This is a genomic window from Bacteroides sp. RTP31139st1_H2_RTP31139_211217, from assembly GCF_040227615.1.
Taxonomy (GTDB): Bacteria; Bacteroidota; Bacteroidia; order Bacteroidales; family Bacteroidaceae; genus Bacteroides; species Bacteroides uniformis.
The window spans coordinates 34,208-57,289 of record NZ_JBCNZM010000010.1 but is presented as its reverse complement, the minus strand read 5'-3'; the positions used below and the strand labels follow the sequence as shown (position 1 = coordinate 57,289).

29 protein-coding genes are annotated in these 23,082 nt (G+C 53.1%); 5 read left to right on the top strand and 24 right to left on the bottom strand.

Annotation, left to right across the window (positions count from 1 at the left end; translation table 11 throughout):
- On the bottom strand, positions 1-386 hold a 386-nt coding region (locus ABUA47_RS02820), incomplete at its 3' end, for a ParA family protein (protein WP_349831417.1).
- A gap of 273 nt (positions 387-659) precedes the next feature.
- Between ABUA47_RS02820 and ABUA47_RS02815 the strand changes: the two genes are divergently transcribed.
- Both ABUA47_RS02815 and ABUA47_RS02810 read left to right on the top strand, forming a co-directional pair.
- Positions 660-1,490: a hypothetical protein gene (locus tag ABUA47_RS02815; RefSeq protein ID WP_009316574.1), complete on the top strand. Its 831-nt coding sequence runs from the start codon at positions 660-662 to the stop codon at positions 1,488-1,490.
- Positions 1,491-1,551: 61 nt separating this feature from the next.
- A complete protein-coding gene (locus tag ABUA47_RS02810; protein WP_018665651.1) occupies positions 1,552-1,920 on the top strand; it encodes a hypothetical protein in 369 nt (122 codons plus the stop codon).
- On the opposite strand, the gene ABUA47_RS02805 is transcribed toward ABUA47_RS02810, so the two are convergent.
- From ABUA47_RS02805 to ABUA47_RS02795, 3 genes are read right to left on the bottom strand one after another with little or no spacing between them, the layout of a single operon-like run.
- The gene (locus tag ABUA47_RS02805; protein ID WP_018665652.1) at positions 1,904-2,299 is read right to left on the bottom strand and encodes a hypothetical protein; all 396 of its coding nucleotides are present in this window, start codon (positions 2,297-2,299) and stop codon (positions 1,904-1,906) included. The genes ABUA47_RS02810 and ABUA47_RS02805 overlap by 17 nt on opposite strands.
- Before the next feature lie 4 nt (positions 2,300-2,303).
- Positions 2,304-2,585, bottom strand: coding sequence for an Imm17 family immunity protein (locus tag ABUA47_RS02800; RefSeq protein ID WP_009316572.1), 282 nt, complete (start codon positions 2,583-2,585; stop codon positions 2,304-2,306).
- A gap of 10 nt (positions 2,586-2,595) precedes the next feature.
- Positions 2,596-3,204: a DUF4948 family protein gene (locus tag ABUA47_RS02795; RefSeq protein ID WP_009316571.1), complete on the bottom strand. Its 609-nt coding sequence runs from the start codon at positions 3,202-3,204 to the stop codon at positions 2,596-2,598.
- A 135-nt stretch (positions 3,205-3,339) separates the two neighbouring features.
- Between ABUA47_RS02795 and ABUA47_RS02790 the strand changes: the two genes are divergently transcribed.
- Together ABUA47_RS02790 and ABUA47_RS02785 are read left to right on the top strand one after the other, a co-directional pair.
- Entirely contained in the window at positions 3,340-3,735 is a 396-nt protein-coding gene (locus tag ABUA47_RS02790) for a hypothetical protein (RefSeq protein WP_009316570.1), read from the top strand.
- An 80-nt stretch (positions 3,736-3,815) separates the two neighbouring features.
- The gene (locus ABUA47_RS02785) at positions 3,816-4,136 is read left to right on the top strand and encodes a WG repeat-containing protein (protein ID WP_217731581.1); all 321 of its coding nucleotides are present in this window, start codon (positions 3,816-3,818) and stop codon (positions 4,134-4,136) included.
- 553 nt (positions 4,137-4,689) lie between these two features.
- On the opposite strand, the gene ABUA47_RS02780 is transcribed toward ABUA47_RS02785, so the two are convergent.
- From ABUA47_RS02780 to ABUA47_RS02690, 19 genes are all read right to left on the bottom strand, one after another.
- Entirely contained in the window at positions 4,690-5,283 is a 594-nt protein-coding gene (locus tag ABUA47_RS02780; protein WP_008860767.1) for a DUF6549 family protein, read from the bottom strand.
- Entirely contained in the window at positions 5,276-5,482 is a 207-nt protein-coding gene (locus tag ABUA47_RS02775; RefSeq protein WP_008860768.1) for a hypothetical protein, read from the bottom strand. The genes ABUA47_RS02780 and ABUA47_RS02775 overlap by 8 nt, the downstream gene beginning before the upstream one ends.
- Before the next feature lie 22 nt (positions 5,483-5,504).
- Complete coding sequence (locus ABUA47_RS02770; protein WP_004322861.1) at positions 5,505-5,804, bottom strand: hypothetical protein; 300 nt, start codon at positions 5,802-5,804, stop codon at positions 5,505-5,507.
- Positions 5,805-5,807: 3 nt separating this feature from the next.
- Positions 5,808-5,966, bottom strand: a complete 159-nt coding sequence (locus tag ABUA47_RS02765) for a hypothetical protein (protein WP_008860769.1) — start codon at positions 5,964-5,966, stop codon at positions 5,808-5,810.
- Entirely contained in the window at positions 5,947-6,468 is a 522-nt protein-coding gene (locus ABUA47_RS02760) for a hypothetical protein (RefSeq protein ID WP_009316566.1), read from the bottom strand. Before ABUA47_RS02760 ends, ABUA47_RS02765 begins: the two co-directional genes overlap by 20 nt.
- Positions 6,437-6,796 (bottom strand): hypothetical protein, encoded by a 360-nt coding sequence (locus ABUA47_RS02755; RefSeq protein WP_009316565.1) that lies wholly within the window; start codon positions 6,794-6,796, stop codon positions 6,437-6,439. The genes ABUA47_RS02760 and ABUA47_RS02755 overlap by 32 nt, the downstream gene beginning before the upstream one ends.
- On the bottom strand, positions 6,793-7,560 hold the full coding sequence (locus ABUA47_RS02750) for a PolC-type DNA polymerase III (RefSeq protein WP_008860772.1): 768 nt from the start codon (positions 7,558-7,560) through the stop codon (positions 6,793-6,795). Before ABUA47_RS02750 ends, ABUA47_RS02755 begins: the two co-directional genes overlap by 4 nt.
- A 6-nt stretch (positions 7,561-7,566) precedes the next feature.
- On the bottom strand, positions 7,567-9,744 hold the full coding sequence (locus tag ABUA47_RS02745; protein WP_009316564.1) for a DNA polymerase III subunit alpha: 2,178 nt from the start codon (positions 9,742-9,744) through the stop codon (positions 7,567-7,569).
- Positions 9,741-10,283, bottom strand: a complete 543-nt coding sequence (locus ABUA47_RS02740; protein WP_004322855.1) for an HNH endonuclease — start codon at positions 10,281-10,283, stop codon at positions 9,741-9,743. Before ABUA47_RS02740 ends, ABUA47_RS02745 begins: the two co-directional genes overlap by 4 nt.
- A complete protein-coding gene (locus tag ABUA47_RS02735) occupies positions 10,276-11,043 on the bottom strand; it encodes a DNA-methyltransferase (protein WP_009316563.1) in 768 nt (255 codons plus the stop codon). Before ABUA47_RS02735 ends, ABUA47_RS02740 begins: the two co-directional genes overlap by 8 nt.
- Complete coding sequence (locus ABUA47_RS02730) at positions 11,009-12,766, bottom strand: PHP domain-containing protein (RefSeq protein ID WP_004293558.1); 1,758 nt, start codon at positions 12,764-12,766, stop codon at positions 11,009-11,011. The genes ABUA47_RS02735 and ABUA47_RS02730 overlap by 35 nt, the downstream gene beginning before the upstream one ends.
- Positions 12,763-13,803, bottom strand: coding sequence for a toprim domain-containing protein (locus ABUA47_RS02725; protein ID WP_004293559.1), 1,041 nt, complete (start codon positions 13,801-13,803; stop codon positions 12,763-12,765). Before ABUA47_RS02725 ends, ABUA47_RS02730 begins: the two co-directional genes overlap by 4 nt.
- Positions 13,804-14,437: 634 nt before the next feature.
- Positions 14,438-15,793 (bottom strand): DnaB-like helicase C-terminal domain-containing protein, encoded by a 1,356-nt coding sequence (locus tag ABUA47_RS02720; RefSeq protein WP_004293560.1) that lies wholly within the window; start codon positions 15,791-15,793, stop codon positions 14,438-14,440.
- A complete protein-coding gene (locus tag ABUA47_RS02715) occupies positions 15,790-16,407 on the bottom strand; it encodes a hypothetical protein (protein ID WP_008672745.1) in 618 nt (205 codons plus the stop codon). The genes ABUA47_RS02720 and ABUA47_RS02715 overlap by 4 nt, the downstream gene beginning before the upstream one ends.
- The gene (locus ABUA47_RS02710; RefSeq protein WP_008672743.1) at positions 16,385-17,002 is read right to left on the bottom strand and encodes an RNA polymerase sigma factor; all 618 of its coding nucleotides are present in this window, start codon (positions 17,000-17,002) and stop codon (positions 16,385-16,387) included. The genes ABUA47_RS02715 and ABUA47_RS02710 overlap by 23 nt, the downstream gene beginning before the upstream one ends.
- Positions 17,003-17,131: 129 nt before the next feature.
- Complete coding sequence (locus ABUA47_RS02705) at positions 17,132-17,617, bottom strand: crossover junction endodeoxyribonuclease RuvC (protein ID WP_004293563.1); 486 nt, start codon at positions 17,615-17,617, stop codon at positions 17,132-17,134.
- Positions 17,592-19,916, bottom strand: a complete 2,325-nt coding sequence (locus ABUA47_RS02700) for a hypothetical protein (RefSeq protein WP_004293564.1) — start codon at positions 19,914-19,916, stop codon at positions 17,592-17,594. The genes ABUA47_RS02705 and ABUA47_RS02700 overlap by 26 nt, the downstream gene beginning before the upstream one ends.
- On the bottom strand, positions 19,904-20,971 hold the full coding sequence (locus ABUA47_RS02695; protein ID WP_004293565.1) for an exonuclease SbcCD subunit D: 1,068 nt from the start codon (positions 20,969-20,971) through the stop codon (positions 19,904-19,906). Before ABUA47_RS02695 ends, ABUA47_RS02700 begins: the two co-directional genes overlap by 13 nt.
- 74 nt (positions 20,972-21,045) lie before the next feature.
- Positions 21,046-22,305 carry a hypothetical protein gene (locus ABUA47_RS02690; protein ID WP_004293566.1) on the bottom strand — a complete coding sequence of 420 codons (1,260 nt, stop codon included), beginning with the start codon at positions 22,303-22,305 and terminating at the stop codon, positions 21,046-21,048.
- 14 nt (positions 22,306-22,319) lie between these two features.
- Between ABUA47_RS02690 and ABUA47_RS02685 the strand changes: the two genes are divergently transcribed.
- Entirely contained in the window at positions 22,320-22,478 is a 159-nt protein-coding gene (locus ABUA47_RS02685; RefSeq protein WP_008672739.1) for a hypothetical protein, read from the top strand.
- A gap of 108 nt (positions 22,479-22,586) precedes the next feature.
- On the opposite strand, the gene ABUA47_RS02680 is transcribed toward ABUA47_RS02685, so the two are convergent.
- Positions 22,587-23,081, bottom strand: a complete 495-nt coding sequence (locus tag ABUA47_RS02680; RefSeq protein WP_017140885.1) for a hypothetical protein — start codon at positions 23,079-23,081, stop codon at positions 22,587-22,589.
- Position 23,082 lies beyond the last annotated feature (1 nt).

The following is a 23,082-nucleotide window of genomic DNA, read 5'->3' as shown; positions in this document are numbered from 1 at the left end:
GACAGCGAGGGGGGACAGTCGATCAGGATATAATCGAATTTCTCCTTTTGGCCCTTGATAAGGTGGGCTAAGATAAGTTCCCGCCCGGCCTCGTTGATTAACTCCGTTTCAACGGCCGAGAGATCCAGGCAGGAGGGAACGACGCTAAGGCCGTCCTTATGCTCGTAGATCGGCAGGTCGTATTCGCCTTTCATCGCACCGTAGATCGTTTGGGGAAGCTCCGCAGAGAAGCCCAGCGATTCAGTCAGGTTGGCTTGTCCGTCAAGGTCGATCAAAAGAACCTTGTACCCTTTTTGACGTAACGCGCCGCCCAGGTTGATCGTGGTTGTAGTCTTTCCTACTCCCCCTTTGTGATTCAATACGGAGATTACTTTTGCTTTGCTCATAAATTCAGTTTTTTAAATGGTTGTCATGTCCGCAAATATAGTCAAAATACTAATATACTAAAAGACTAAAAGTAGTATTTTCGTTTTTTGCGTGTTTTTTGTACCGATCGGGGAAGCGTACCGAAATAAATCCTGTTTCCGTCTTTCGGTACGTTTTGTTTCTGTACCGGAATTAATCAAAGACATATTAAACGAAAGAAATCAAACAACGGTAGATAGCAAACGGCGTAACCTCCCCTAAAGGTCGGTTAGCCACCAAATATTATATTTAGAATGAAGAAACGGGACTATAAGGAGCAAGAACGACAACGGCGCTATTATTTCTTCGACTACCTGTTCTGGTTGGGAGAAATGGCACAGAGGCATTACAAGGGCGAGCCAAGACGCCCCGACGGGGAGTCCATGCTGATGCTTTGCATCATGATATTTATCTATGAGCCGATCTTCCTTACAACCGCTCATTTCCTTTTCGACTCCACGGTATTTGAGTGGTTTACAGTCGCCATGATAGCCGGAATCGTCGCAATTCTCCACTATCTATCGAATGGTCGGATATACCCGTTTTCACGAAGGGAAGCGGTCATGCAGCACTATGAGGGACGCAGGTTCAGCCCCTTCAGATGTTACTTCTTCCTGTTCTCCCTCGGCTTTCTGATGATTGCCGAAATGTACCTGTTGCCAAGCACACTGATGCGGATAGACGGGCGCAAGGCGGAGCCGGTGGAGAACACACGGACGGAAGTTCCGCAAAGGTGGAGGGATTACCTTGCGCTGCATATCACGGTAGGAGCCCGTCAGGAAGTACCCAGCGAAGCCTTGCAATATCTGATTAATCAGGACGGTCGCACATCCCGATACGGGCAACCGGTCTATGTCATGCAGGTAAGGGAGGAAGATATGGGAGGAGAGTTCCGTGTAGGGCTATTGAACCATGCCACCTTTGATGAAATCCAAGACGGCAGCCAGAAGTTTGTCGAATGTACATGGGTCAAGGGATATACGCCGGACAGCATAAGGGTACTGCTGACCGGGTGGTACGAGGTGAGAAACACCGGGCTTTGTCCGGTGGACTCTCTGGAATGGACGGAAGATACGGAATTTTAAAACCTACAAAAGTATGAAAAGAGCAGAAACAGGAAGACCTCATTTATTTCGCTTGATTGCGATGATACATAAAACCGCATACATCCTTGCCTACGATATGCTGCGAAGGAAAGGGGGGCATGATTGGGTGGAGCGTCGGGCTGGTGGGATAATTGGACTTCCCTATCTCTCATTAATTTTGGTGGCATTACTTACGCTAAAAGACGACCCGAATAACGGTCAGAAAATAGTTACCGGCATATTGATCGGATGGGCGGTTGTCGCAGCATGGTGCATCTCCGGATTTCAGTTCAAACCTTCTGATTGGAGAATGGAAATCCGAGAAGAACTTGATTTGCGTCCTCTATATTGGAAAAAGGCGATAGAGGTGTACTATGCCGTTGTCATTGCAGTGGCGGTAGTGGCAGGCATTGTCATGCCCAATGTATAAATCCGAAGTGAAACATTAGTGGGAAATTCGCTACGGTCAGGGCGATGACGATAAGGACTATTTTGGCGAGCTTCCTGCCGGAGTGTTTCATCTTTCCGTAATATTTACGGAGCGCTTCACGCCGCCCGGCTGTGTAACGGAGCTGGCAAAATAAGTCGGGAAGAAAGCAAAGAATCATTACTATGGCAAAAGCAATTATCCAACTGAAAAGGCGAAATAGTAGCGGTATTCCAAGCGGTATGGTTATGGCAAACAGCCAGCATAGGAAAAGCAACATTCTCCCATTGAGATTGTTATGCTCTCGCTCGCTCCATTTTTCGGCTACATACCACATATAGTCGATGAAGCAGAACCGGTATTTGCGATTGTCCTTATCCATGCTCTCACCTCCATACAAAGAAATCGACCAATATGAGGATAATCAGAACGCTGACCAGCACTATCTTAATCCGTCGGCGTGTTTCGGGTTTGCAATCATCAAAGAACCATAGCTTTCCATGAAACTGCCACTCACATGCCCATTTCCAACGGAACAGCAACCCTGCAAGCCATAGGGCAAGCAACCCGACACCAAACAGCAACCCGTATTTAGGGTGAGCCTGCAACCACTCGAAAAACGCTTCCGCCTTGCTGTTCATAGCTTCGTATATATCGGTAACTTTCATTGCATAATTATCATTTGTCATACCATAATTCAATATACCAATCGCCCTCAATGTGTCTTGATGCCATACCGCCCGGTGCATCCGGATCATTCCTAACAAGCTCAATCAGGTCGTTCAGTTCCCAATTGACCGCATAGGTTGAGTCCTCCGCGAACCTGTAAGCATACTGCTTGTCCACACTCGGCCCGACAGACCAACCGGCAGAATAGTAAATGATAGAGATGCTTGGAACAATGGTGTCGGGCAGTTCCTCAATGGGAGGAATTGAGCTAAAATCGCCATGTTCAATCTGCCACAAAGTATGCCGGCTTTTGAAATACAATCTCCTACCACCCACCGATGCAAGCAGGGAATCAAGACGCGTGCATTTTTCATTGCCAAGACTTGACAAACACAATGAATCCGTTGCGCTCCCGATTGGATAGAACGGAGGGTAAATGTCGCCATACGGGCAATTCAACAGAATTTCGGTTATTTCATTAAACGCATCTTCATGGGCATAGAAATTATGAATCATATCCTCGTCAGACGGAGGATTGAAACCTCTGTTGCCACACCCTACGGCAATGAAAGCCACTACAGTTGCCGACAATAATACTTGCAGAAATCTACTCGCCATAGCCGATAATCGTGATTCCGAACGCAAAAATAATGTTTTTCGTCCACTCAATCACCACGTTATGCCGAAAAACAATGTGCCGGATGCTCTTTGTCTGCCGTAAAAACAGTATTTTTGTAAAAATGGAAATCAGCTATGGCTTTCAAACGGAAATATAAGTTCAGCATAATAGACCACCTGTATTATGCGGGTCGCATACGACGCATCCACAACAGGTGGTCTATGCCGTTGGATGCTATCTTCTTGTGGGTTTTCGCTGTTGTCCCTTCGCTTCTTATAATAAGATTCCTATACTGGGTAATACCGTTGTGGCTGCCGTCAGCTTTGTCTGTCGGCTTGGTCTGGGCAGCAGTAGAGGTGTATTCAAAGATTGAAAAGAAGTACTTTACCAAAGCGCGGGAGCGTGCCTATTACCGCCTTTATCCTGAAAGAAAGGATAAAAACTATTTCTGGCTTCAGTTACTATTGCCGCTTGGTCTGTTTCTGATTAATTTGGGCATAGCCTATTGGCTTTTCTTTGTGTATCAATGAGCGGGAAGAATGGTAATAGTTTATGGTTCTGATATTTTAAAATTTAGACAATGAGCAAAATTCCAACGATAATTGTGATAATGTTATTATGCGGTTGCAGTTCCATGAAACACTACGGCGTGTTTCAATGTGACAATGGCAACGATTATGTCAGCGAGGGATTGTACCGTATCGTGGACAAGCGAGGGCGTATCGGGTACGCGGACGAAAGCGGCAGGACGGTCATCAAGCCCCGCTTCGCCTTCGGCTTCCCATTCGAGAACGGCAAGGCAAAAGTAACCGACAAGGGAGAAATGAAAGAAGTGCCGGGTTCGGACGGAGAATACCACTATTGGAAAAGCGACGAATGGTATTACATCGACAAGAAAGGGAATAGAAGTGAAGAAAACAGACAACAATAGTCTTACTTGAGAGACTTGAAAATGCCGCAAGGGAAACCGATTTGGGTTTATGGATGAACGAGACAATACATGCGTCAGATACATAGATATTTATCGTTTCGAAACACGGACGGGAGCTTGAAAGGCTTTCTAAAAACATCCCTGCTGTGCGATGATGCTTCTCAAACGGGACAAGTTTTCTGCTAGGGCAGTCTTCACGGAGAGCAGGTAATTCCTGCGCCCCCCCTTCCGTGCCGGAATCCATCACGATCTCGGAAATGCCGGCATCCCATTCCGAGGGAAAAAGCTTGTAGCCGGTATGTACTTGTCTTGCCAGACGGTTGTGAATCACTTGATAGTAGAGCGAGCCTTCCTTCATCTCGACGGAAGAGGCACGGAATTTAACTTTTATTGTTGCCATGAATATATCTGTTATTTAATTTTTCACCTGAAAACTAATCCCGGGGAAACCATTGCATGAATATTCATCTGCCTTTAACACATCTAAAAGCAAAAAGTCCCTTGGCGCACCGGCGTCACAGGAACTTTTCACATATAAAAGACACATGTTCTTTCACTGTATGCGTATATATTCCGAATACCTGATTTCCACATACGGGTTGTCACTGGAAATGGACTGATGGATAGCCTTTACACGCTTCCAGAACCACCATCCCTTGTATTCTACCCAAACCGCCTGATTGAGGGTTACCGGAACTTTGATGTCGCCTTTGAGCCGTTTGTTCTCGATCAACCCGGTAAGTTGGATATACGGTGTAACCATCTCCACCTTCTGCCGCAGCAGTGGAACGGTATCACGGATAATGAGCGTGTCACGGATGGCGGCATCTATCGGGGCTTTCACTTCGACTTCATGCCGTGCAGCCACTTCGAGGTTCCTGATTTTCACGCCTAGCCTTTCGATGGTCTCGGCATCCTTGGCACGGAACTCTTTATACTCATCTATAGTCAGCCGCAATGCCTTGGCATCGAGGACCATCGTCGCTGAATCGATCTGCATCCGCTTCACATCGGAAAGCAGTGCGGTGCTGTTCATGCGGAATCGGTCGCGTTCTTCCGTGAGGCGTATTGTCCGCCGGTGCTGCAGCCAGAGGATGCTACAGAGCAGCAACACCGTTGCCAGAAGTATTCTGTTTAATCTACTCATATGATACTGATTCTTCGGGGATGAACCACAGAAATTCATCCATATAGATTTCTTCCAACAATACAAGACCGCCCCGGTTCTTTTTTCGGTTCTGCGGGAGGTCTTCAACGACCAGTCCACGGCGACCGACCAGTTCGTCCAACCTCATTTCGGAGAGTTCAGGCGAAGCGATGATGGTAACGTATGCATTCTTTTTCATAACTGGTCTTTCCATGATGTTTTTACTTGTGCGTTCCCTGACATTTGAGAAGTTCACGGATATCGGCACGGATTTCGTGCAGGTCATTCTGTACCGTGTTGAGCTGCATCATGGTTGCCTCGAACACGGACTTGTCCAGCTTCATGGCGTTGATACGGTCATACTGGTTCTTGATTTCCACTTCCAAACCGATACATTTGGTTTCCAGTTCTGCAATTTGGGCGGTGTTGTTGACATGCTGTATGTACAGTGTCAGCGAGAACGAGAGTACCACGACAATGATCTTGAAGTACTTCATTACAAATTCTTTGAGTTGTTCCATATCTTATTCCATTAAAAGTGAGAATGCGTCCCTGATAGCCCTCAGCAGAGTCTCGGCTGCCGCACTATCCCGGAACCCATAGATGACAAGCGCGATCATCATCGCCAGATAGACCCACCAGGCGATTTCTTCCTTAGTGATTTTACGTTTCCGCTTCGCCATCTTTTACAGGATTTTGGGGTACGATTACATTGAAGATAACATTGCCGTCGCTGCCTTCGATACGCAGGCGGTTCTCCTCCTTGTGCCTGATGGGGAAGATATCCATCAGCGCCTTGGCGGCATTGACCGACACGGCCCTGAGCGGTGCCGGAGAGAGCGGCACACCGAAACGGTCTGTATAGTCCGAAGTGGCCGTCTCGTCCATGATTGCCTTGAGAGTCTCGGTCACCTGCAGCTTTACAGCCATCGTCTCCATCTCGAACCGTTCCGAGGAGAGCAATGCCTTGATATGTGCCAGCACATGCGGTTTGTTCATCAGGTAATTGGCCGAAGCATACGGGTTCTTCACCGTATCCTCACCGAATACCTCCACAAAGCATTTTTTCGGCCGTCCGGCATATTCCAGCCCGCCGTTCACATAGAGGTTGCAGAATTGCAGCTCCTGCTCCGTGAGCGGTTTCTCTTCCGGCCTATCCTGCGTGTTCGTTATCTTGTCTGACATCGGTTCTTCCTTCCTTTTCTGAAAGAGTAGCGGGTTTGTATCCCGGAGGTTTTACAAAATCCGCCTTTTCATTGAGCAACTGCTCCATTAATGCGTCATAGAATACCTGGGCCAACGCATCGGCACACGCCTCCGCATCCGCTAGCGAGTTGATGAGCCGCAGGTTGAACTTGATTTCCAGGTCGTAGCCCGATATGAACGCCATCAGTTCGTTCCCGTCATAGCCCAGCGCCCCGTAGGTCATCCGGTCCGCCGTACGGAATGTAATGGTCTCGGGAATCTGTTCCCGGTCAATGCCTTGGGCTTCCTTATTCGTGTCCATACTCATATCTTGAAATATTTACGGGTTTTCTCTTTCTTCTGTGTAGCGATTGCCGCCCCTTCCGTCTGGCGCAGACGGGAGGTATAGACCCCCAGGATGTCAAGCGTGGCCGTCACATCCGCAGCCGCATCGTGGGCATCGTCCAGTTCCACCCCCAATTTTGAGGCTACCAGTTCCAGTTTATACGAAGTAACCTCCGGATCAGCGGCAAAAGCCAACCGTCCCATGACAAGCGTGTCGATGTAGTGCGGCTGGAAGTTGCCGTAATAGTCCTTGGTACCGGAAAAGGTCTTTTCAAACTCGGCGGCCAGTCCGGCATAGTTCATCAGCTGTTGCAGGAATCCGATATCGAAAGCGATGTTCTGTCCGACCAGCACGGGCTTGCACTGATAGCCCTTCGAGAGGGTGCTGCGTTTGGCGAAGGCGATGACTTCTCCGGCGACTTTCTTCATGTCCACACCCTGTGTGCGCAGCATCTCCATGGTAATGGCGGAATAGTCCAATGCCGTCTGTTCGTACTTCATCGGGACATATTCCGGTTCTTTCGCCTGTTCATGGCGGGTACGCAACACCTTGCGTCGGGGAAGCCCCGCGTCCTGTTTCCCGTAGGGGGCGATATACGCCTGATAGCGGTCGAATACCTGCCATGTGTCGAAACGGACGGCTTGCAGGGCGATCTGTGTACAGGCGCATTCACGGCAGTCCAGCCCTCCGGTCTCGAAGTCCAGCCCGATGCCTACATATATCTTCTGTTCTGTCTTGGGTGCCATATCTTTTCAGGATTGAATGAATAACAATGAGTTCCTATAGGTCTGTAATGTATTGCATCCGTTGTAGTCGCTGTAACGGATGACGGCAGTGAGGATGACCACCCGGTCTTTGAGCGACTGGATCACGGTGTGGTGTTCCATGTAATAGTCGTTCCAGCATACACATTCCGCCAGACGGTTGTTCTGGGAGAGTGTCAGCTTGGCGAAACGCTTCCGGCTTCCCGTCTCCCTGTCCTTGTAGGTATGTTCGGTTACATCCACCACCGTGGCGCAGACAGTCGCACGCCTGCCGTCGTTCTCGTCCCGTGCCACCTCGTCCAGGGTCAGGTAAGAGGCTTTTCCCTTGACCTGCCTGCGGGCTTCCGAATTGTTGAAGATGCGGCGATAATCGATGCTGCCTATGCCCGACACGGCAATCTGCTGCTGCGACCAGAAGAAATGCCGCCCGCGCATGTCCTGCGGGAAGTCTTTTTCAGAAAGGGAGAATCCCAGTTCCCGTGCTGCGCGTTCGAGCAGCGCGCAGCGTTCGGTAACCGCCCCGACTTTTTCGATACGGTCGAAGCATCCGGCAAGGATCATGTGCTTGACATGCCGGGCGTTCACGGGGACTTTCACGGCCTCTTCCGCGTTGTCGGGGTCGTCCCAGTAACTGTATTTCTTGAGTTTGTAACGGAATATGCGGTGGATGAAGTTCTCGATACCGGTATATGCCCCGCCCCGGTCGCGTTCCGTGACGATGTATTCCACTGTCTTGACACCGACCTGTTTGATACGGGTAAGCGACCAGAAGATTTCATCGGTGGCATAGTCGGTGAAGAACTCCGTCCCGGAGCGGTTGATGTCCGGCGGCACGATCTTGGCCGACGAGCAGCGTTCCATCTCCGCCATCAACGAAGGAATCTCCTTGTCGTCCGCCCATTGCAATGCCACCGTGTAGAATGCCGAGGGGTAATTGGCCTTGAGCCATGCCCCGCAATAGGCTGTAAGGGCGTATGCCGCGGCATGGGAACGGTTGAACGAATATTTCCCGGCTACCTCTATCTTGTGCCAGATTTCCTCCGCCTCATAGTCCGGGCATCCGTTCCCGACGGCTCCGGCAATGAAATCCGCCTTCAGCGTGGCCATCAGGTCGGCTTTCTTCTTTCCTATGGCCTTGCGCAGATAGTCGGTCTTCCCGAGGTCGAATCCCCCGAGCGTATGAGCAACGGACATGAACTGCTCCTGGTAGACCATGATTCCGAAAGTGTTCTTCGTTGCTTCATAACAGCCGTAGTTATAGACCGGGGCCACTTCGCCACGCCTGAAACGGACATAATCATCGGTGGCACCGATGTCGAGTGTGGCGGGACGGTACAGGGCATTGATGGCGATCAGGTCCTCGATACACTCCGGCTGTACATCCTGGATAAACCGGGTAATGCCCGGCGAAGAGAACTGGAACACATTCTGCGTGTTGCCGTCCGAGAGCAGTCGGTAGGTCTTCCCGTCTTCCAGCATATCCTGCGTAATACGCCCGATAGTAAGTTCCTGCCCGAAATTCCGGTTGACCAACGCGATGACGGCACTCAGTTTGGCAAGTTCCTTTGTCGCCAGCACATCCTCCTTCAACAATCCGATCTCATCGACCGAATAGCCGTCGAACTCCGATACCAGTGCCCCGTCCATCTTACGGACCGGCAGGAAATCGAAGCATTCGGCGGGCCTGCCGTCCCGCGTGTCCGGTGTGACAACGATGGCCGAGGCGTGTATGGAGGCCGCTTTGGGCTGTCCGAGCAATCCTTGCACGTCCTCGATGACCAGCGGATAGGTCTGGATAAAGTCCCGAAGTTTTCTGTTGAAGGCAGCCTGTCTGAACAGTCCTGTCCAGTCCGTGCCGTCATCTATCATGGCGGTAATATAGTTCACGATGGAGTGAGGCACGCGGTGTACGCGTGCCACGTCCTTCAAGGCGGCTTTCAGTTTCATCGTGGTAAAGGTGCCGGCGGAAAAGACACGCTGGCGGCCGTCCGCGTTGTACCGTTCTTCCAGGTAATCCTTGATCTCCTGCCGCCGGTCGGAGGCATAGTCGACATCTATGTCCGGCAGCGAAGCGTGGCCGCCTTCTGTCAGTCCTTTGTCCACAAAGGCATCCATGACCGTCAGCGGTCCGTCTGCTTTCCTGATTCTTATATGTGTTACTTTCATCTGATATATTTCTTGTATCGTATTATCGCGCTTACCGTCTGGCGGCTGACACCGTACTGTTTTGCCAGGCTGTTCTGGGAAGCCTGGCCGGAGGAATACCTCACCCGTATCTCTTCCGCCTGCCCGTTGGTCAGTTTGGCGTTCACGCTTTTCTCGCCGTAATCCCGTTTGAGGCCACCCGCTATGGCATGTTCCATATTCCGCTGGTGCGTACACATTTCCAGGTTATCCGCACGGTTGTTGTCGCGGTTCCCGTCGATATGGTTCACCTCCAGTCCCGGATTCCAGTCGGGCAGGAAGTGCTGTGCCACCAGACGGTGCACGGAGAACTTCTTTCCGACACCGCCCTTGTAGAGTCGGACACAGTCATAGAGCGAAGTCGTCCCACACCAATGACACATGATACGTTCGGGTTGTGTCCAGGTGATACCGTCATGCGAAACTTGCCGTTCCAGACTCTTGACACGCCCGAGGTTGCTGATCTTGTACTTTCCTTCATAGTTCTTGATATCCACCCAGATTTCCCGGGTGTCAGCCATGGGTTATACGGTTTAGTGCTGTCTGAAAAATTCCCAGGTCTATCTCCACGCCGATGAACCGGCGTCCCGTATTCCGGCAGGCCACGGCTGTACTGCCGCTGCCCATCGCAAAGTCGAGGACGATGTCTCCTTCGTCGGTGTAGGTGCGTATCAGGTATTCCAGCAGGGCGACAGGTTTCTGTGTCGCGTGCAGGCAGGAGAGCTGCTTGTCCGTCTTGAATTTCAGCACACTGCGCGGATAGCGTTCCGTGGATATGTAATCCCGGAAATTATCGTGCTTCCGGTATATCTCGCCGGCATCGCATTTCCGCTGATGTTCGGCCATCACGACCTTGCGCTTGTGCCCGTCCGTCTTGATCGGATGATACTTCGGCAACCTGTCGTAAAAGACCAGAATGTCCTCGTGCGCCTTCATCGGCATACGCCTGGCGTTTAGGAAGCCTGTCGCCTGCGTCTTCTCCCATACCCAGGCATACCGCAGCCTGCGGAGATTGGAGCTGCCCAGCAGGCTCGTAAAAGGATGCTGGCAGAACAGCAGTACGGGAGTGTCAGGTCTGGATATGCCCTGTACAGCATTCCACATCCCGGGGATGTCTATCACGGCGTCCCATCGACAATGTGTCGTACCGTATGGAGGGTCTGACAATACCATGTCGGCAGTGATGCCTTCTTCAGCCAGCAGGGGCAGCACATCGAGTGCATCGCCCCGGTAAAGGTCGCAACCGTCATAGGGACGGTGGTGTTCGTAGGTCGGATTCATGGGTTTCGAGTTCCTTTAGGTTCCACAAGCAATCTCGGCGGTCAAAAAGGATTTCGTCGCCACACATCAATTCATCTGCGTATATCGTCCGCTCTTCTCCGTTACGGATTACCCGCATCCGGGCATCCGTGCACAGACGGTAAGTCTTGCCTTCAGATTCCATCTCCACATAGCGTTCGCCCTTGCCGAGTGTGATGTCCGGGGCAAGCACCGTCAGTTCGTCTTTCCAGCTGAGCCCGCAGCGTTCCGGCACGAGGAAGCGCGAGAAGATAAGGTCGTATTTCAGCGGGTCGATGGAGGTTATGCCAAGCAAGTAGGAAACCAGCGAGCCCCCGGCGGAACCGCGACCTATACCAGTTGCGATGCCTCTCCGGTGCGCCTCCCGCACCATATCCCACTGCACCAGGAAATAGTCCACATTGTCGGTCGATTCAATGATATAGACTTCCTCGTCCAGCCGTTCCCGATAGCGTTCCCGCTCCGGTTCCGGCACTTTCCGGTCCAGCCCGTCGTCAAGCAGTCGGAGGAACATCGTACGGCGGTCACCATACCGTTCCCGCTCTTCCGGTCGCATACGGTATTCCGGCATGAACATTCGCCCGGTCTCGAATGAGGCGTCCGCACGTCCGGCAATCTCCACCGTGGGACGGCACATGCGCCTAAACAGGGAATCGAAGTCCCATTGCCCGGAGAACAGAGGACGGAGCGTGTCATACAATTCATCCGCTGTCTTGAAATACTGGTCATCGCTCTGTTCATGGGCGGCTCCCGTGGCAATCTTGTTCACCACGATTCTGTACCCTGCATCGTCCTTGTCCATGTAGTAGCAGTCCGGAATCAGGACTGGTTCTACTGTAAATGAATCCGTGTCGGCATCATAACAGTTGCCGAAATAATATTTCAGGGCTTCTAGTTGCTCCCTGTCGATGCGGTCCGCCTTGTATTCGTTGGCGTCGACCTGGTAATAGACCGCTTCGGCACCTTTCCGGATACGCTTCACCTGTTTGGGGTGTCCGGCCATCCAGTAGACGGAACGGATGGCGAAAACCACCACACAACCTGCGGCATACATCAGCAGCTGTTCATAGCGGAGGGTGTTGTCTTCCGAATCGACCATGACGGCCCGTTGGATGCGCAGCAGATTATGCAGCCCCTCGTTATCCAAGGCATAAATCTTCAGCCCGACACGTTCTTCTTCGTGCATCATTGTCAGCGAGTAGCCGAATATATGTTTCAGCCCGGTATTGGCGCACTCCTTCTGAAGGTTCAGCGTGGCGGCCATTGTATTGCGGTCGCAGATGCCGACAGCCGTATGCCCGAGCCATTTCGCCTTGCGGCACAAATCTTCCGGCGAGCAGCAGGCGTTCAGCAGCTCGTAGGAGGTATGGATGCCGAGGTTCACGAAAGGTACATCATGTACCGGAGGCTTGGGCCGGCCGATATATTTCAGCAGGTTGAAACGGAATTCTTCCCGCAGGTCATAGTAGTACCAGTTCCTGCCGAACGGGAAGGCCACATGGAAGATTCCTTCTTCCATCAGCACATCCGGACTTTCCATCAGGTTGAACACGAGCTTGTCCCCGTCGCCGCGGAAGATGGATTCCACTCCCGACAGGTCGGCCGTGAAAAGCCGCCCGAAGCCGGGAATATCCACCACTTCCGTATCGACCGGGATATAGGTTATCCGTTGTGCATCGAGCCATGAGAAAAGTTCCTGTATCATCTTTCCTGTACTTTTTTGAGTTTGTATTCAAGGACGGACAGCAGGCGGCAGGCGAAAATCCCGTAGATTTCCGCTTCCGTGAGTTCGTCCCAGTCTTTGGCGGCATCAGCAATGTCCGCGATGAAAACCTCGAAATAGGGTTTCAGCCGTTCAGCCGTCCGCTTTACCGACTCGACGGCATCACCATCGTAACCGATGACTACGGTTCTGACGCCTTTCGATTGCAGCTTGTAGATCTGTACATCGGATATTTTCTTTCCGAAAGTGGCCACGGCTGCGACATGGGAATTGTCATAGAGTTCGAGTCTGCGGGTCAGGGCGATGACATCGAAAATACCTTCCGCGAGGATGACCGTATCGGTTTCATCCATACGGACGGCATCGTAGTTATAAAGGAGTCTGGAAAAGTCGTTTTCCGTGGAGTTCCGGTAACGCAGGATCTTGTACCCGCCGCTATGTCTGGTCTTGCGGTTGTGGGCGTCTATATCCTCTTTCGGCCAGGTATGGCGGGAGACATAGCCGACAACCGTACAGTCATCGATGACCGGAAAGACGACATAGTCCGCGTAGCGCGGATTGAGCCTGCCGGTTATCCCGACCGGGAAATACTCGTAATCGTCGAAACAGAAGCCGCGCCGCTGCAAATACGGATGCCGGAAAGTGCGCTTGTAAAAGTCCGGCAATTCGACCGGCACCAGTTCGTCGTCTATTTCTTCCGCCTCGTCCTTCTCCAGCAGGTGCAGGTTCAACGGTGCGGCAATGTCAGCTGTCTGCAAAACCATCAGGTCCATGCGACCGATAGCCGCCAGAAGTTGCTCCAATGTACGGGTGGATGCCCCGCAGGAGAAGCAGTGGGCCATGAAAGGCCGGCGGTGGGCAGTCGCCTTGCCGATGTAGATACCGAACTTACCGCCCGACTTTCCGCAGAACGGGCAGCGCGGAACGATAAGGTTCTTACCGCTCCCGTCCCGTTTGGCACCCGTCTCGCGGGTTATCTCCGAAACCAGATATTGATATTCCTGTACCGACAGTTCCATATTAAGGTATAGTCGTGACCGCTACAGGTTGGTTTGAAATGTTTGGAAAAAGAATCCGGATTAGCCCAATAAAAATAGACCGGCAGAATCATGGAAGGTCTTTCCACCCAAAGGAAAAGAGAAATTGTCTTCCCGGCTGGACAAAAAATGACTGCTTTTGTCTAATCGATAAAACAATATATAAATAAGGAGATTGATAATCAGCATTGGCTGATTATCAGGTGTAGAGATGTACTTTTCTAAAATGATCACTCTCTACATAAAAAAAGCGTATTTTTTGTGCAGTACAATAAACATACTGAATGAAAAGTATCGTTTTCCAATTACTACAAATAACGGATTTGTATTTGCGAGGTCATTCGAACTTTCCTCGAACAAAGGTCGTATGATATCTCGAACGCCAAGACCCGTGAGCGGAAACTGAAAGTCTTGGAGGCGGCAGAGGAATTGAAATGTGAAAACCTGCTGTTGATAACATGGGGAACGGACGATATGGCGGAATACAAAGGGCATACAATAAAAATCGTATCTGTCCGGAATTGGTTTTACGCATGTAAGCTGCCATATATTCTCAACATTCCAGTCGTTACAAGTCAAAAAGCCACCGACACGCCGCATCCGGATCGATGGCTTTTTATTCCCTGTTCAGATTCAGTGTCCTCTGCCCGTCATAGAACACCTCATTGTCGTAGTCGGTGGCAATCCTGATAGTGTCTCCTTTCTTGAAGAACCGGCTTTTGGCCACGTGCAGGCGCATAACGTTCTCCTTTCTTTCAGCCGATGACTGGTTGAGCGAAACAAGGTGCGTGCACGGGCGGGCCAGACCTTTGGCCTCCGAACAGTTGTACTCGGTCAGCACGTTCCGCTCGTCATTCAGCCACTCCCGGTCTTCGATGGTAGACTGGTAAGTCACCACCATCCATACCTTTTCGTCCGCCGCCAGGTCCTTCAGGTCATTAGCCACCGCGATACGCTTCGCCCGTTCATGGTCGGCTCCCCATGAACGGCGGTTGGCATCCGTCAGCAAGTCCATCGAATCCACAATCACGATGTCCGGATTATATCCTTTGAGCTTCCTGTATTCCGAAATGCCGTTCTTGATGTCGAGTGTCGAGACCTGGGCATTGAAACGCGGGTAACTGCGCACCGTGATGCTTCCGGCATACGAGGCGACCAGTTTTTCCAGATGTCTCATCTCCGTATCCGAAATCTTTCCCCGCTCGTAATAGTAGGCGTTCCTGGAAATCAGTCCGCCGGAATAGGCGTTCAACGCCTCTTCTTCCGAACCTTCCAGCTGGAAATGCAGCACATGCAGCCCGTCATCGATGTCCGCCCTGACACCGATCCATTTGGCGATGTGCGACTTTCCCACGCCTGTGCTGGCCAGGAAACAGGTCAGCTGACCTCGCAGGTTACGTCCGGCATTGAGCGCATCCAGATACGGGATGTAGAAGCGGGACACACGAGGGGCGGCCGAGCGTTCCTCTTCCTCCTCGCGCCGGCGGTTCCTCTCGAAACGCTCCTTGAAAGTCGCGGCCACATCGACGAACGAGGAACTCTTCAGCGTGAACCCTGCCAGCCACTCGGCATATTCCCGAAGAGTCTTCTCCGCCTTGTCCTGTTTGTTCTCGTTATACAGTTTCCCGACCTCCGCATAGACCGACTGCAACCGGACCCCCTTGATGTAGGACTCCAGCATGTCGGTCATCACCTCGGCACTCTGTCCCTCGTCATACTCCCGGAAAGTGTCTATCAGCTCGATGGCGTCGTAATCCTCATGGAAGGTCTGTGCCAGCACGGCATACGACGGCGGTGTCTTGTATGTCTTGAAGTGTACGGCTATCGCCTCCTGTACCTGCTGGAACGAACGGTCCGGCAGGTATTCCTTACGCATATGCCGGGCTAGGACAGCACACAACGGTTCCTGTCTGAGCGCCGTGGCATAGAGTTCATACAGGAACTCGGCACTGAGCGGATTGACGGCACTCATGGCTTCGCCTCCTTTTTCCGCCACGCCTCACAGCGGATACGGTACAGTTCCGGATAGCGCGCCTGTGTCCTTCTGCGGCATGGCTCCGCTTTCGCACATTTTGAGCATGACGGGGAGAAAGGCGTCCACATCAGCGTGGAGAGCGCACAGACGAGATATCCCGCTTCGGTGGAGAGCAGTCGCCGCTTGGTCGTCTCCTCGTATTCCGGATAAATAAAACGCCCGAACGGATGGCTGCGGCGGTCTTCCACTGCCCGCGCCAAATCATGCCGTGACAGCCCGAAACTCTTCAGCCACCGGTCCTCCCGGTAGCGGCGTTCCTTTCCCGAGCGGAGATAGCGGCCGATGGCTTTCTTTCCGAATGAATGGGAGACGTTCCATTTCCTGCGATACGCGGTATCATATCCGGAAATGGCATATGTCTGGCAGATACAGAAGTCGGACAGGCGTTCCGCACTGACGGAGACGACCTCCCGGCACAAGCCGTCGAAACACATCCCGAGCTGCCTGTCCGACTTGCCGCCGGTAGGGAACACAAAATCCGCCCACACCGTGGTGCGGACCAGCCGTGTAAAGAGCCTCCGGCATCCGTCAATCCATTCTTTTCTCTCCATCGCGTGTCAATAGTTTGCGCAGCTGCGTCTTGGCTAGGAAGATGCGGCTTTTTACCGTTTCTACGTTCCTGGTCTGCAAAGTACCGTTGTTATAGGTGATTTCCATGATTTCCCCGAGTTTGTAACCAGCCTGCTGCAAGAGCAGGGCTTCCCGGTAAATCGGTTTGAGCCGGTCCAGTGCCCAGAGGATGTCATCGTTATAGAACTCGCGGTAGTTGTCCATCCCCATGCTGTTTCCCGACGGTTCGTCCTCATCCGACAGCGAAGAGGATATTTCCGAAATGTCGATATTGTCGTCCGGGGGCATGCGGTTCCTGTTGCGGTTGTTCAGGTCCGCCACAAGCCGTTTGGTCACGGCATAGATCCAGGTCTTTACCGGACGGGCCGGGTCATAACTGTCCATATACTTGAAGAAGTTGGCCAACGCCTCGAGGTAGTTGTCCTCGATGTCCTCCTGGTTATAGGTATATTTGATACAAATGCTGTATATCAGATTCTTGTGCGGCATCACATATTTTCTGAGAAGTTCCGCCCTCTGTCTCGCGGATTCGTCTTCAGGCTGGAGAACCGCAATAAACACATCTTTCTTTTCCACGTTTCCACTGACTGAAAAGGTTGATAATGAATCTCATGTCCTAATCTGTCAGCTACCGTGAGCGTCAATTGAAAAAACGGGCGGCAGCATTACCGCCGCCCGGAAAAAATCCAAACCGTTGTCGGCTTGTCACAGCCTGTGCCTGCGGATGTAATAGTAGAAGAGGTGGCAGGCATCCGCCGCATTGTCATCCACCGGGACAATACCGTATCTGTCCTTGCAGGCCGCGACCATCTGCGTCTTGGTGGCGTGTCCGTCTCCCGTCGCCCATTTCTTGAGGACAGCCGGGTTGACGAACTCCGGTTCCGGGATATCCAGTTCATCGCACACTTCGAGCAGGATACCCCTGAGTTCCGAGAGCCGCCGCATGTCGTAGAAATGGCGGTTCACGCTCACATCCTCGGCCACGACGCGGCGGATGCCGTAACGACGGAGCAGCGAGAGCAGCGTAGTCCTGAAAGCGCCGTGCATCTTGTTGCCGTTGCGCCGTTTGCTTTCGGTGAAGTTCCATGTCCCGGCCTCATGCAGGGAGAAGTATCCGGTATGCGTGGCGATGTCCAGCGCCAGTACCTGCTCCCGGGTCAGTACGCTATTCTCCGAGTCTCGATTCGCCATTCTCTTTCACGATTACCAGTTTATGCGGATAGCCTTCAGCCACATTCCCGTGCGAGACTACCAGCACGGTACCGCCGAGCGAGTTCAGCGCCTCGAACATGGAGGCCAGCCCCGCTTCATCGACCGCCTCGAGTATCTCGTCCAGCACGAGCAGATCCAGTCCCTTGTCCCCGTCGCAGTTGCTGTTCACGAGTTTCTGCATGGCAAGGATGGTCGCCAAATTCACACGGGCGGCTTCGCCTGCCGAAAACTTGCCGAACGAGCCGCAGTCCATGCCGTCGCGCAGCAGTGAGATGGAGATTTTCTCCCTTACCTTACCACTCTTGAGGACGGTATACCCGTCGAAGCGGATACGGATGTCGCTGCCGATGTCTTGCAGGAACTCGTTGGTGATACGGCTGAGCGCCTCGATTTTCGTGTTGGCCAGATAGGTCTTGAACTGCACGAACCGTTCCCGCTGTATCTCCAGGGCACGGACCCGGGCATCGACGGCCGTCTTGCGCCCTGCCGCCTCGTTGGACTTCCCGCGCGTTTCACGGAGAGTGTCCTTGAGCGATTGTATGAGGTCGGGTGAAGCCGCCTCATCCAGCTCCCGGATCGTGGCCTGCAAAGTGTCGATGGCGCAGGCCGCAGCCTGTATATCTTCCTTGCCTACCCGTATGCCGCGGTTCAGTGCGGCATTGCGCTCGTCTATGAATCCGAACACCTCGTCGAATACCTTGCGGCGGACACCTTCGATTTCACTTTGCAGGGCGGTAATTTCGGAAGCGATGCGTTTATGCCCGCTTTCCACCTCTTCCACGTGGCGGGTGGCATTCCTGATGGCCCGTTCGTGCCCGGCCAGCTGCTCCTCCCATCCGGTGCGTCTGCCTTCCAATATCCGGCGCTCATGGTTCAGCCGGTTCTGCTGCAACTCCACGGCATCCGTCTCCTCCTGCTTCTCATCGATACGGCCGTTGATTTCCGTGAGCTGCCGTTGACGGAGCTTCAGTTCCTTCATGCCGGCCTCGATGTCGAACTGTGGTTCTGCCACCAGAAACTCATGCCCGCAGAAAGGACAGGTGATGGAGCCGGCCAGTTTGTTCGAGAGGCCGTCAATACCGGCAGAAACGATACGCCGTTTATGACGCAGTTCCTCGATGCTGCCGGACAGGTCGCGCAGACGGATGTCGATTTCCCGCAGTCTCTCCGCAGTCGTATCGGACTGATCCCTGTATGCCTCACAGAATGCGGCATACTCCTTCTTGAACTGTTCCCAGCCGTCAGTCCTGTTTTTCAGTTCCTGTTCCGCCTGCTTCAAGACGGCATCGCAATCCTTCAGCCGCTCTGTGGCGGTCTGTAACCGTCCTTTCTTTTCGGCAATGACCTTGTCCCAGTCCGTCTGCCGGGCATCGGGAAAGAGGGACATCATTTCCGCTATCTTTTCCAGACATGCTTCCAATGCGGTATCTCCGGCTTCCAGTTCCTGCAAAGCCTCGTCCGCCCGCTGCACTCCGGCAAGCTGTTCCTCAAGCCTGTCCACGTTCTCGTGCCCGGTACGGATCTGCTCCCTCTTGGCCGCTATGGCCGTTTCCAGTCCCATGATACGTTCCACACGGGTACGCCCCCGCTCGGCTCCGGCTTCCTCCTCCTTGCGTATCTGCTCCTGTAACATCCCGATACGCCCGTCCAACCCGGCCAGTTCCAGTTCCACCTGCCGTTTCTTTTCAGAGAGCGGCACGATGTCTTCCTCCACTTTGGCGATGGCTTCATCCACCAGGATACCGTTGGAAAAGCGGTTGATGACCTCTTTCTTCTCCTTGTCCGATGACGAGAGGAAATCCTCATACCGGTATTTGGAAAGGATGAAATTGTTGAGCAGCTCGTCGCGTGTGATACCCAGTTTGTCAAGAATATACCGGTTATAGGCATCCACCGAAGGCTGTACCGCTTCATCGGTTACCACCTGCTTGCCGCCACGGTAAAGCGTACAGCTGACAGAGGAAGCCCCCTTGCGCGGGATACGGCGGTTGACGAGCAGTTCCTCGGCGGCGGAATCGTTGATGAAACGCAAAGCGATACGGCATTCTTCCGCTGCATCGTTGATAATCTCCTCCGAGCGTATCTTTCTAAGCGGGCTGCCCGTGATACCCACGGCAATGCATTCCAACAGGGCAGACTTGCCGGCCCCGTTCGACTGCTGGGACTCATTGTCCCGGTTATCGCCGAAAATCAATGTCGTCACGCCTTGCCGCAGCATGTAGGACAGCGAACGGAAGGCGCAGAGATTTTCGGCTTCTATCGTCTTTAATTTCCACATGATCTGTTTTCTATTCTAGATAAATACTCCAATCCCATCGACACATCCTCGATCTGTTTCTCCCGGCAGAAGTCCTCGTAGGTTTCCCGGATGCGGCGGCTGTCGAATTTCTCGAAGAGCGAAGAGGATACCGCCTCCGGCAGCTGCTCGTCATCGGCAACCAGTTCTACCTTCGCCGCTCCGGCTTCCAGCAAGGCGGCTTTGTCCACCGATTTCATCGCGGCGGCAGGTGCATGGACACGCACCTTGACCTTGTAGCGACCATCGGCCTCCATTTCACGCAGCTCGTCCATCAGGTGCAACCCGGCACGTTCCGCCGGCATATCCATGACACGGTACCGCATGTTCACGCGGTTCTTGACAAACTCGTACGTGCCGTCCGTATACAGCACCGTGTATCCTTTCTCCTCGTCCTCCCCGAAGTTATGCTGGCGCGAGGAACCGATATATTCGATTCCCGTCCCCGGAATGACGGTACGGTTGTGGTAATGGCCGACAAAGACCTTGTCGAAAGGAGAGAATATCCTGGCAGGCAGTTCCTTTTCCGAAGGCTGTGCCAATGCCCCGTTGATACCCTCATGGATGTAGAGGAAGTGCTCCGGTTCTCCGGAAAGCGCTTCCGCAGCCAATCGTCCGAGCCTTTCGGCAAAAGAGCCGTCTTCCGGAAAATAGCTCATTACATGGAGCGCGAACTTCCATTCCGGGCGGCACAGGGTCAGGTACTCATCCACGACAGTCACATTCGGATGCCGGTCGAAGACATGACAATATCCGCGCAGGGATTCCTGGTTCACCTTGTCGTGGTTCCCTTCCGCCAGCGTGACATGAATGTCATGGTCCGCGGCGGATACAAGCATATCCCTGACGGCCAGCAGGACATCGAGTGTCTGGGCGGCACGGGAAAAGAACAGGTCTCCTCCGACAACCACTTCCCGGATATCCCGTTCCCTGCAAATTCCCATGGCCTCCTGCCAGTTGGCCTGGAATGCAGGGATGTTGTCTTTCGAGATGTGGATGTCATTCAATAACAAAAGGCAGGGTTTGTTCTCTTTCATACTAAGTGATTGTGATTAGGACGGGAGGCCCGGATGCCTCCCGTCGGATTAGAATTCAAGAACTTGTGAAAGGCTTATCTGCGGTGGCGGGGACGCCCGGCACGCTCTTCCGTTTCCTCCGGCTGCTCTTCTTCCTCCCCGGGGACATCCTCCGGTTCGTCACTGGGCTTCGGACCCTCCATCTCGCTTTCGATCAGGTCGAGTAGTTCCCGGTTGCTCGTGGAGCGTGTGACACGCACGGAGAGCCCTTCCTGCTCGATGTAGCCGCGGATCATCGCACGCAGCTCCTGGCCTTCCTCGGTCTTCTCACCGAGTTCCTGCCGCTGAAGCTCGTCATAACGTTCGAAAAGGTCGTCCAGCGAGATGCCTCCGCCTTCACGCCCGTTTTCTCTGTTATCTTTCGTACGGCGGTCGAACGAGAACGCGGATATATCCTCCTTGGGCAGTTCACCGTCCAGCGTGTCGATGACCGTCTTCATTTCATCCGTCTCCATGAGCGACATGCCGTAGATACCGTCGCACTGTTTGAGGAACTCGACGGTGGCTCCCAGATGATAACGGGTGTAGCGGTAGATGATTTCCGGGATACGCGGCGCACCCATCAGGGCGGTCAGCTCCTCCTTGGTCAACGGTACCGGTTCCGATTCGTTGTCAATGGAAATGACATACTCGGTCTTGGCTCCGTTCTTGCGCTTTTCAATCTCCACCGGATAGGCGTCATACACCGAGGAAATCGGGCACGGGTAAGACGGATTCTTGGCCAGTTTCTTGCTCCACAGCTTGAACTTCCTCTCATCCAGATCCTTGAACTGGGCATGGGAAAGGGTCATCATCTGCACGCCTTTGGCTCGTTCACCCAGGTCGAATACATAGAGACAGTGGCCGTAACTGTATTTCAGACCGCCTCCGAACGAGCCCCCGGCAATCTTTTCCGCCAGTTTGTCGTCCCCGTCCTCTTTTGCGGCTTCGACGGCCATGCGGCGGTAAGTCTCGATGGGATCAACGCTATATCCGGCATCGGTAGCGCGGGTGACAGTGACATACATCTTTTGGGGCTTGTTCCCCGTAGCGGGTTTCTCCAGCTCCAGAAGCAGCTGGTGGACGGGATACTCATAGCCCGGACGTGTCGGCGAGCCGTCCGGATTGGGAGCGATGGGCAGGATACGGAGACGGTAAGTCCCGAACTTGTCCATGCGGAAGAACTCCGTACGGGCGAACGCCCTGTTCTCCTCCTGGGCACGCAACTGTGCCTCCTGATAAGATTCCTGAACGCCGAGGAACATTTCCTCGACAGACATGCCTTCCATGCCGTTGTTCTTTTCTTCTTCTTGCATAAACGCTTTGTTTTATGGATTTAAAAATGCCCGAAGAATGCGACACGGTATACCCGCATCGCAAAGAAACTGGTAACAGGACGGACGGGTTCGGTTGCACCGTCCGCGTTCAACTGATAAAATTGGGAGAGGATGTCTCGCTGACCGTATCCCGAAAGAGGATACTCATTTGACAATATGGAAAGGTCTTGCAGCGACCGTGGAATACAAAATTAGGCAAATTACCCGGAACAGCCATACATGTACATGAATGTTTCTCACCGGCATTGTCCTTCAGCGCATTACCGTTTCATTTTAAGAATGCTTTTAATCTCTCCGAGCAGTCTGTCGCCGCCCGGCGCGTTCCGCGCTTCGGCAAGCAGCCTCCTGCGGTTCCGGCGGATATACTCTTCTCTCTTGCGGCGGCATATGCCTTCATAGTAGGCTTTGCGCTCCGGCGTGAGCCGTTTCCCGCGCCGGCAATAGACCCCGTCCCGGCGGTACTCGTCCAGGTAGCGGCGGAACTTCGCCTTGCCGCAGGAAGGGTCTTTCGATGCCTCCGCCACCGACCGTATGACCTGCCAGTCCGGCTCGAAGGGCTGCTGCGTGGCGCATAACCTGCGGAGCAGATGATAGACTACCGGCATCTCATACCGGAGCATGAAGCCTATCCGTGTCTCGTCGAAAGGAAAGCGCTTAAGCGTCCCCTGCGGTCTTCCGTCTTCTCGCTTTCGGGGCTTCTGCTGCCGGGGAGACGGTTTCTTCTGCGGCTGCCGCCTGATTTTCTTCTGTTTCATG

What these genes read in the sequence shown, in the direction of transcription:
- ABUA47_RS02785 (WP_217731581.1), top strand. Translation starts at nt 3,816, where the DNA reads ATGTTATTATGCGGTTGCAGTTCCATGAAACACTACGGCGTGTTTCAA.
- ABUA47_RS02705 (WP_004293563.1), bottom strand. Translation starts at nt 17,617, where the DNA reads ATGGCGAATCGAGACTCGGAGAATAGCGTACTGACCCGGGAGCAGGTA.
- ABUA47_RS02780 (WP_008860767.1), bottom strand. Translation starts at nt 5,283, where the DNA reads ATGAGTAGATTAAACAGAATACTTCTGGCAACGGTGTTGCTGCTCTGT.
- ABUA47_RS02770 (WP_004322861.1), bottom strand. Translation starts at nt 5,804, where the DNA reads ATGGAACAACTCAAAGAATTTGTAATGAAGTACTTCAAGATCATTGTC.
- ABUA47_RS02805 (WP_018665652.1), bottom strand. Translation starts at nt 2,299, where the DNA reads ATGGATAAGGACAATCGCAAATACCGGTTCTGCTTCATCGACTATATG.
- ABUA47_RS02730 (WP_004293558.1), bottom strand. Translation starts at nt 12,766, where the DNA reads ATGATACAGGAACTTTTCTCATGGCTCGATGCACAACGGATAACCTAT.
- ABUA47_RS02725 (WP_004293559.1), bottom strand. Translation starts at nt 13,803, where the DNA reads ATGGAACTGTCGGTACAGGAATATCAATATCTGGTTTCGGAGATAACC.
- ABUA47_RS02765 (WP_008860769.1), bottom strand. Translation starts at nt 5,966, where the DNA reads ATGGCGAAGCGGAAACGTAAAATCACTAAGGAAGAAATCGCCTGGTGG.
- ABUA47_RS02720 (WP_004293560.1), bottom strand. Translation starts at nt 15,793, where the DNA reads ATGAGTGCCGTCAATCCGCTCAGTGCCGAGTTCCTGTATGAACTCTAT.
- ABUA47_RS02695 (WP_004293565.1), bottom strand. Translation starts at nt 20,971, where the DNA reads ATGAAAGAGAACAAACCCTGCCTTTTGTTATTGAATGACATCCACATC.
- ABUA47_RS02750 (WP_008860772.1), bottom strand. Translation starts at nt 7,560, where the DNA reads ATGGCACCCAAGACAGAACAGAAGATATATGTAGGCATCGGGCTGGAC.
- ABUA47_RS02715 (WP_008672745.1), bottom strand. Translation starts at nt 16,407, where the DNA reads ATGGAGAGAAAAGAATGGATTGACGGATGCCGGAGGCTCTTTACACGG.
- ABUA47_RS02690 (WP_004293566.1), bottom strand. Translation starts at nt 22,305, where the DNA reads ATGCAAGAAGAAGAAAAGAACAACGGCATGGAAGGCATGTCTGTCGAG.
- ABUA47_RS02800 (WP_009316572.1), bottom strand. Translation starts at nt 2,585, where the DNA reads ATGAAAGTTACCGATATATACGAAGCTATGAACAGCAAGGCGGAAGCG.
- ABUA47_RS02745 (WP_009316564.1), bottom strand. Translation starts at nt 9,744, where the DNA reads ATGAAAGTAACACATATAAGAATCAGGAAAGCAGACGGACCGCTGACG.
- ABUA47_RS02795 (WP_009316571.1), bottom strand. Translation starts at nt 3,204, where the DNA reads ATGGCGAGTAGATTTCTGCAAGTATTATTGTCGGCAACTGTAGTGGCT.
- ABUA47_RS02740 (WP_004322855.1), bottom strand. Translation starts at nt 10,283, where the DNA reads ATGGCTGACACCCGGGAAATCTGGGTGGATATCAAGAACTATGAAGGA.
- ABUA47_RS02760 (WP_009316566.1), bottom strand. Translation starts at nt 6,468, where the DNA reads ATGTCAGACAAGATAACGAACACGCAGGATAGGCCGGAAGAGAAACCG.
- ABUA47_RS02790 (WP_009316570.1), top strand. Translation starts at nt 3,340, where the DNA reads ATGGCTTTCAAACGGAAATATAAGTTCAGCATAATAGACCACCTGTAT.
- ABUA47_RS02735 (WP_009316563.1), bottom strand. Translation starts at nt 11,043, where the DNA reads ATGAATCCGACCTACGAACACCACCGTCCCTATGACGGTTGCGACCTT.
- ABUA47_RS02700 (WP_004293564.1), bottom strand. Translation starts at nt 19,916, where the DNA reads ATGTGGAAATTAAAGACGATAGAAGCCGAAAATCTCTGCGCCTTCCGT.
- ABUA47_RS02810 (WP_018665651.1), top strand. Translation starts at nt 1,552, where the DNA reads ATGATACATAAAACCGCATACATCCTTGCCTACGATATGCTGCGAAGG.
- ABUA47_RS02755 (WP_009316565.1), bottom strand. Translation starts at nt 6,796, where the DNA reads ATGAGTATGGACACGAATAAGGAAGCCCAAGGCATTGACCGGGAACAG.
- ABUA47_RS02775 (WP_008860768.1), bottom strand. Translation starts at nt 5,482, where the DNA reads ATGAAAAAGAATGCATACGTTACCATCATCGCTTCGCCTGAACTCTCC.
- ABUA47_RS02815 (WP_009316574.1), top strand. Translation starts at nt 660, where the DNA reads ATGAAGAAACGGGACTATAAGGAGCAAGAACGACAACGGCGCTATTAT.
- ABUA47_RS02685 (WP_008672739.1), top strand. Translation starts at nt 22,320, where the DNA reads ATGGATTTAAAAATGCCCGAAGAATGCGACACGGTATACCCGCATCGC.
- ABUA47_RS02680 (WP_017140885.1), bottom strand. Translation starts at nt 23,081, where the DNA reads ATGAAACAGAAGAAAATCAGGCGGCAGCCGCAGAAGAAACCGTCTCCC.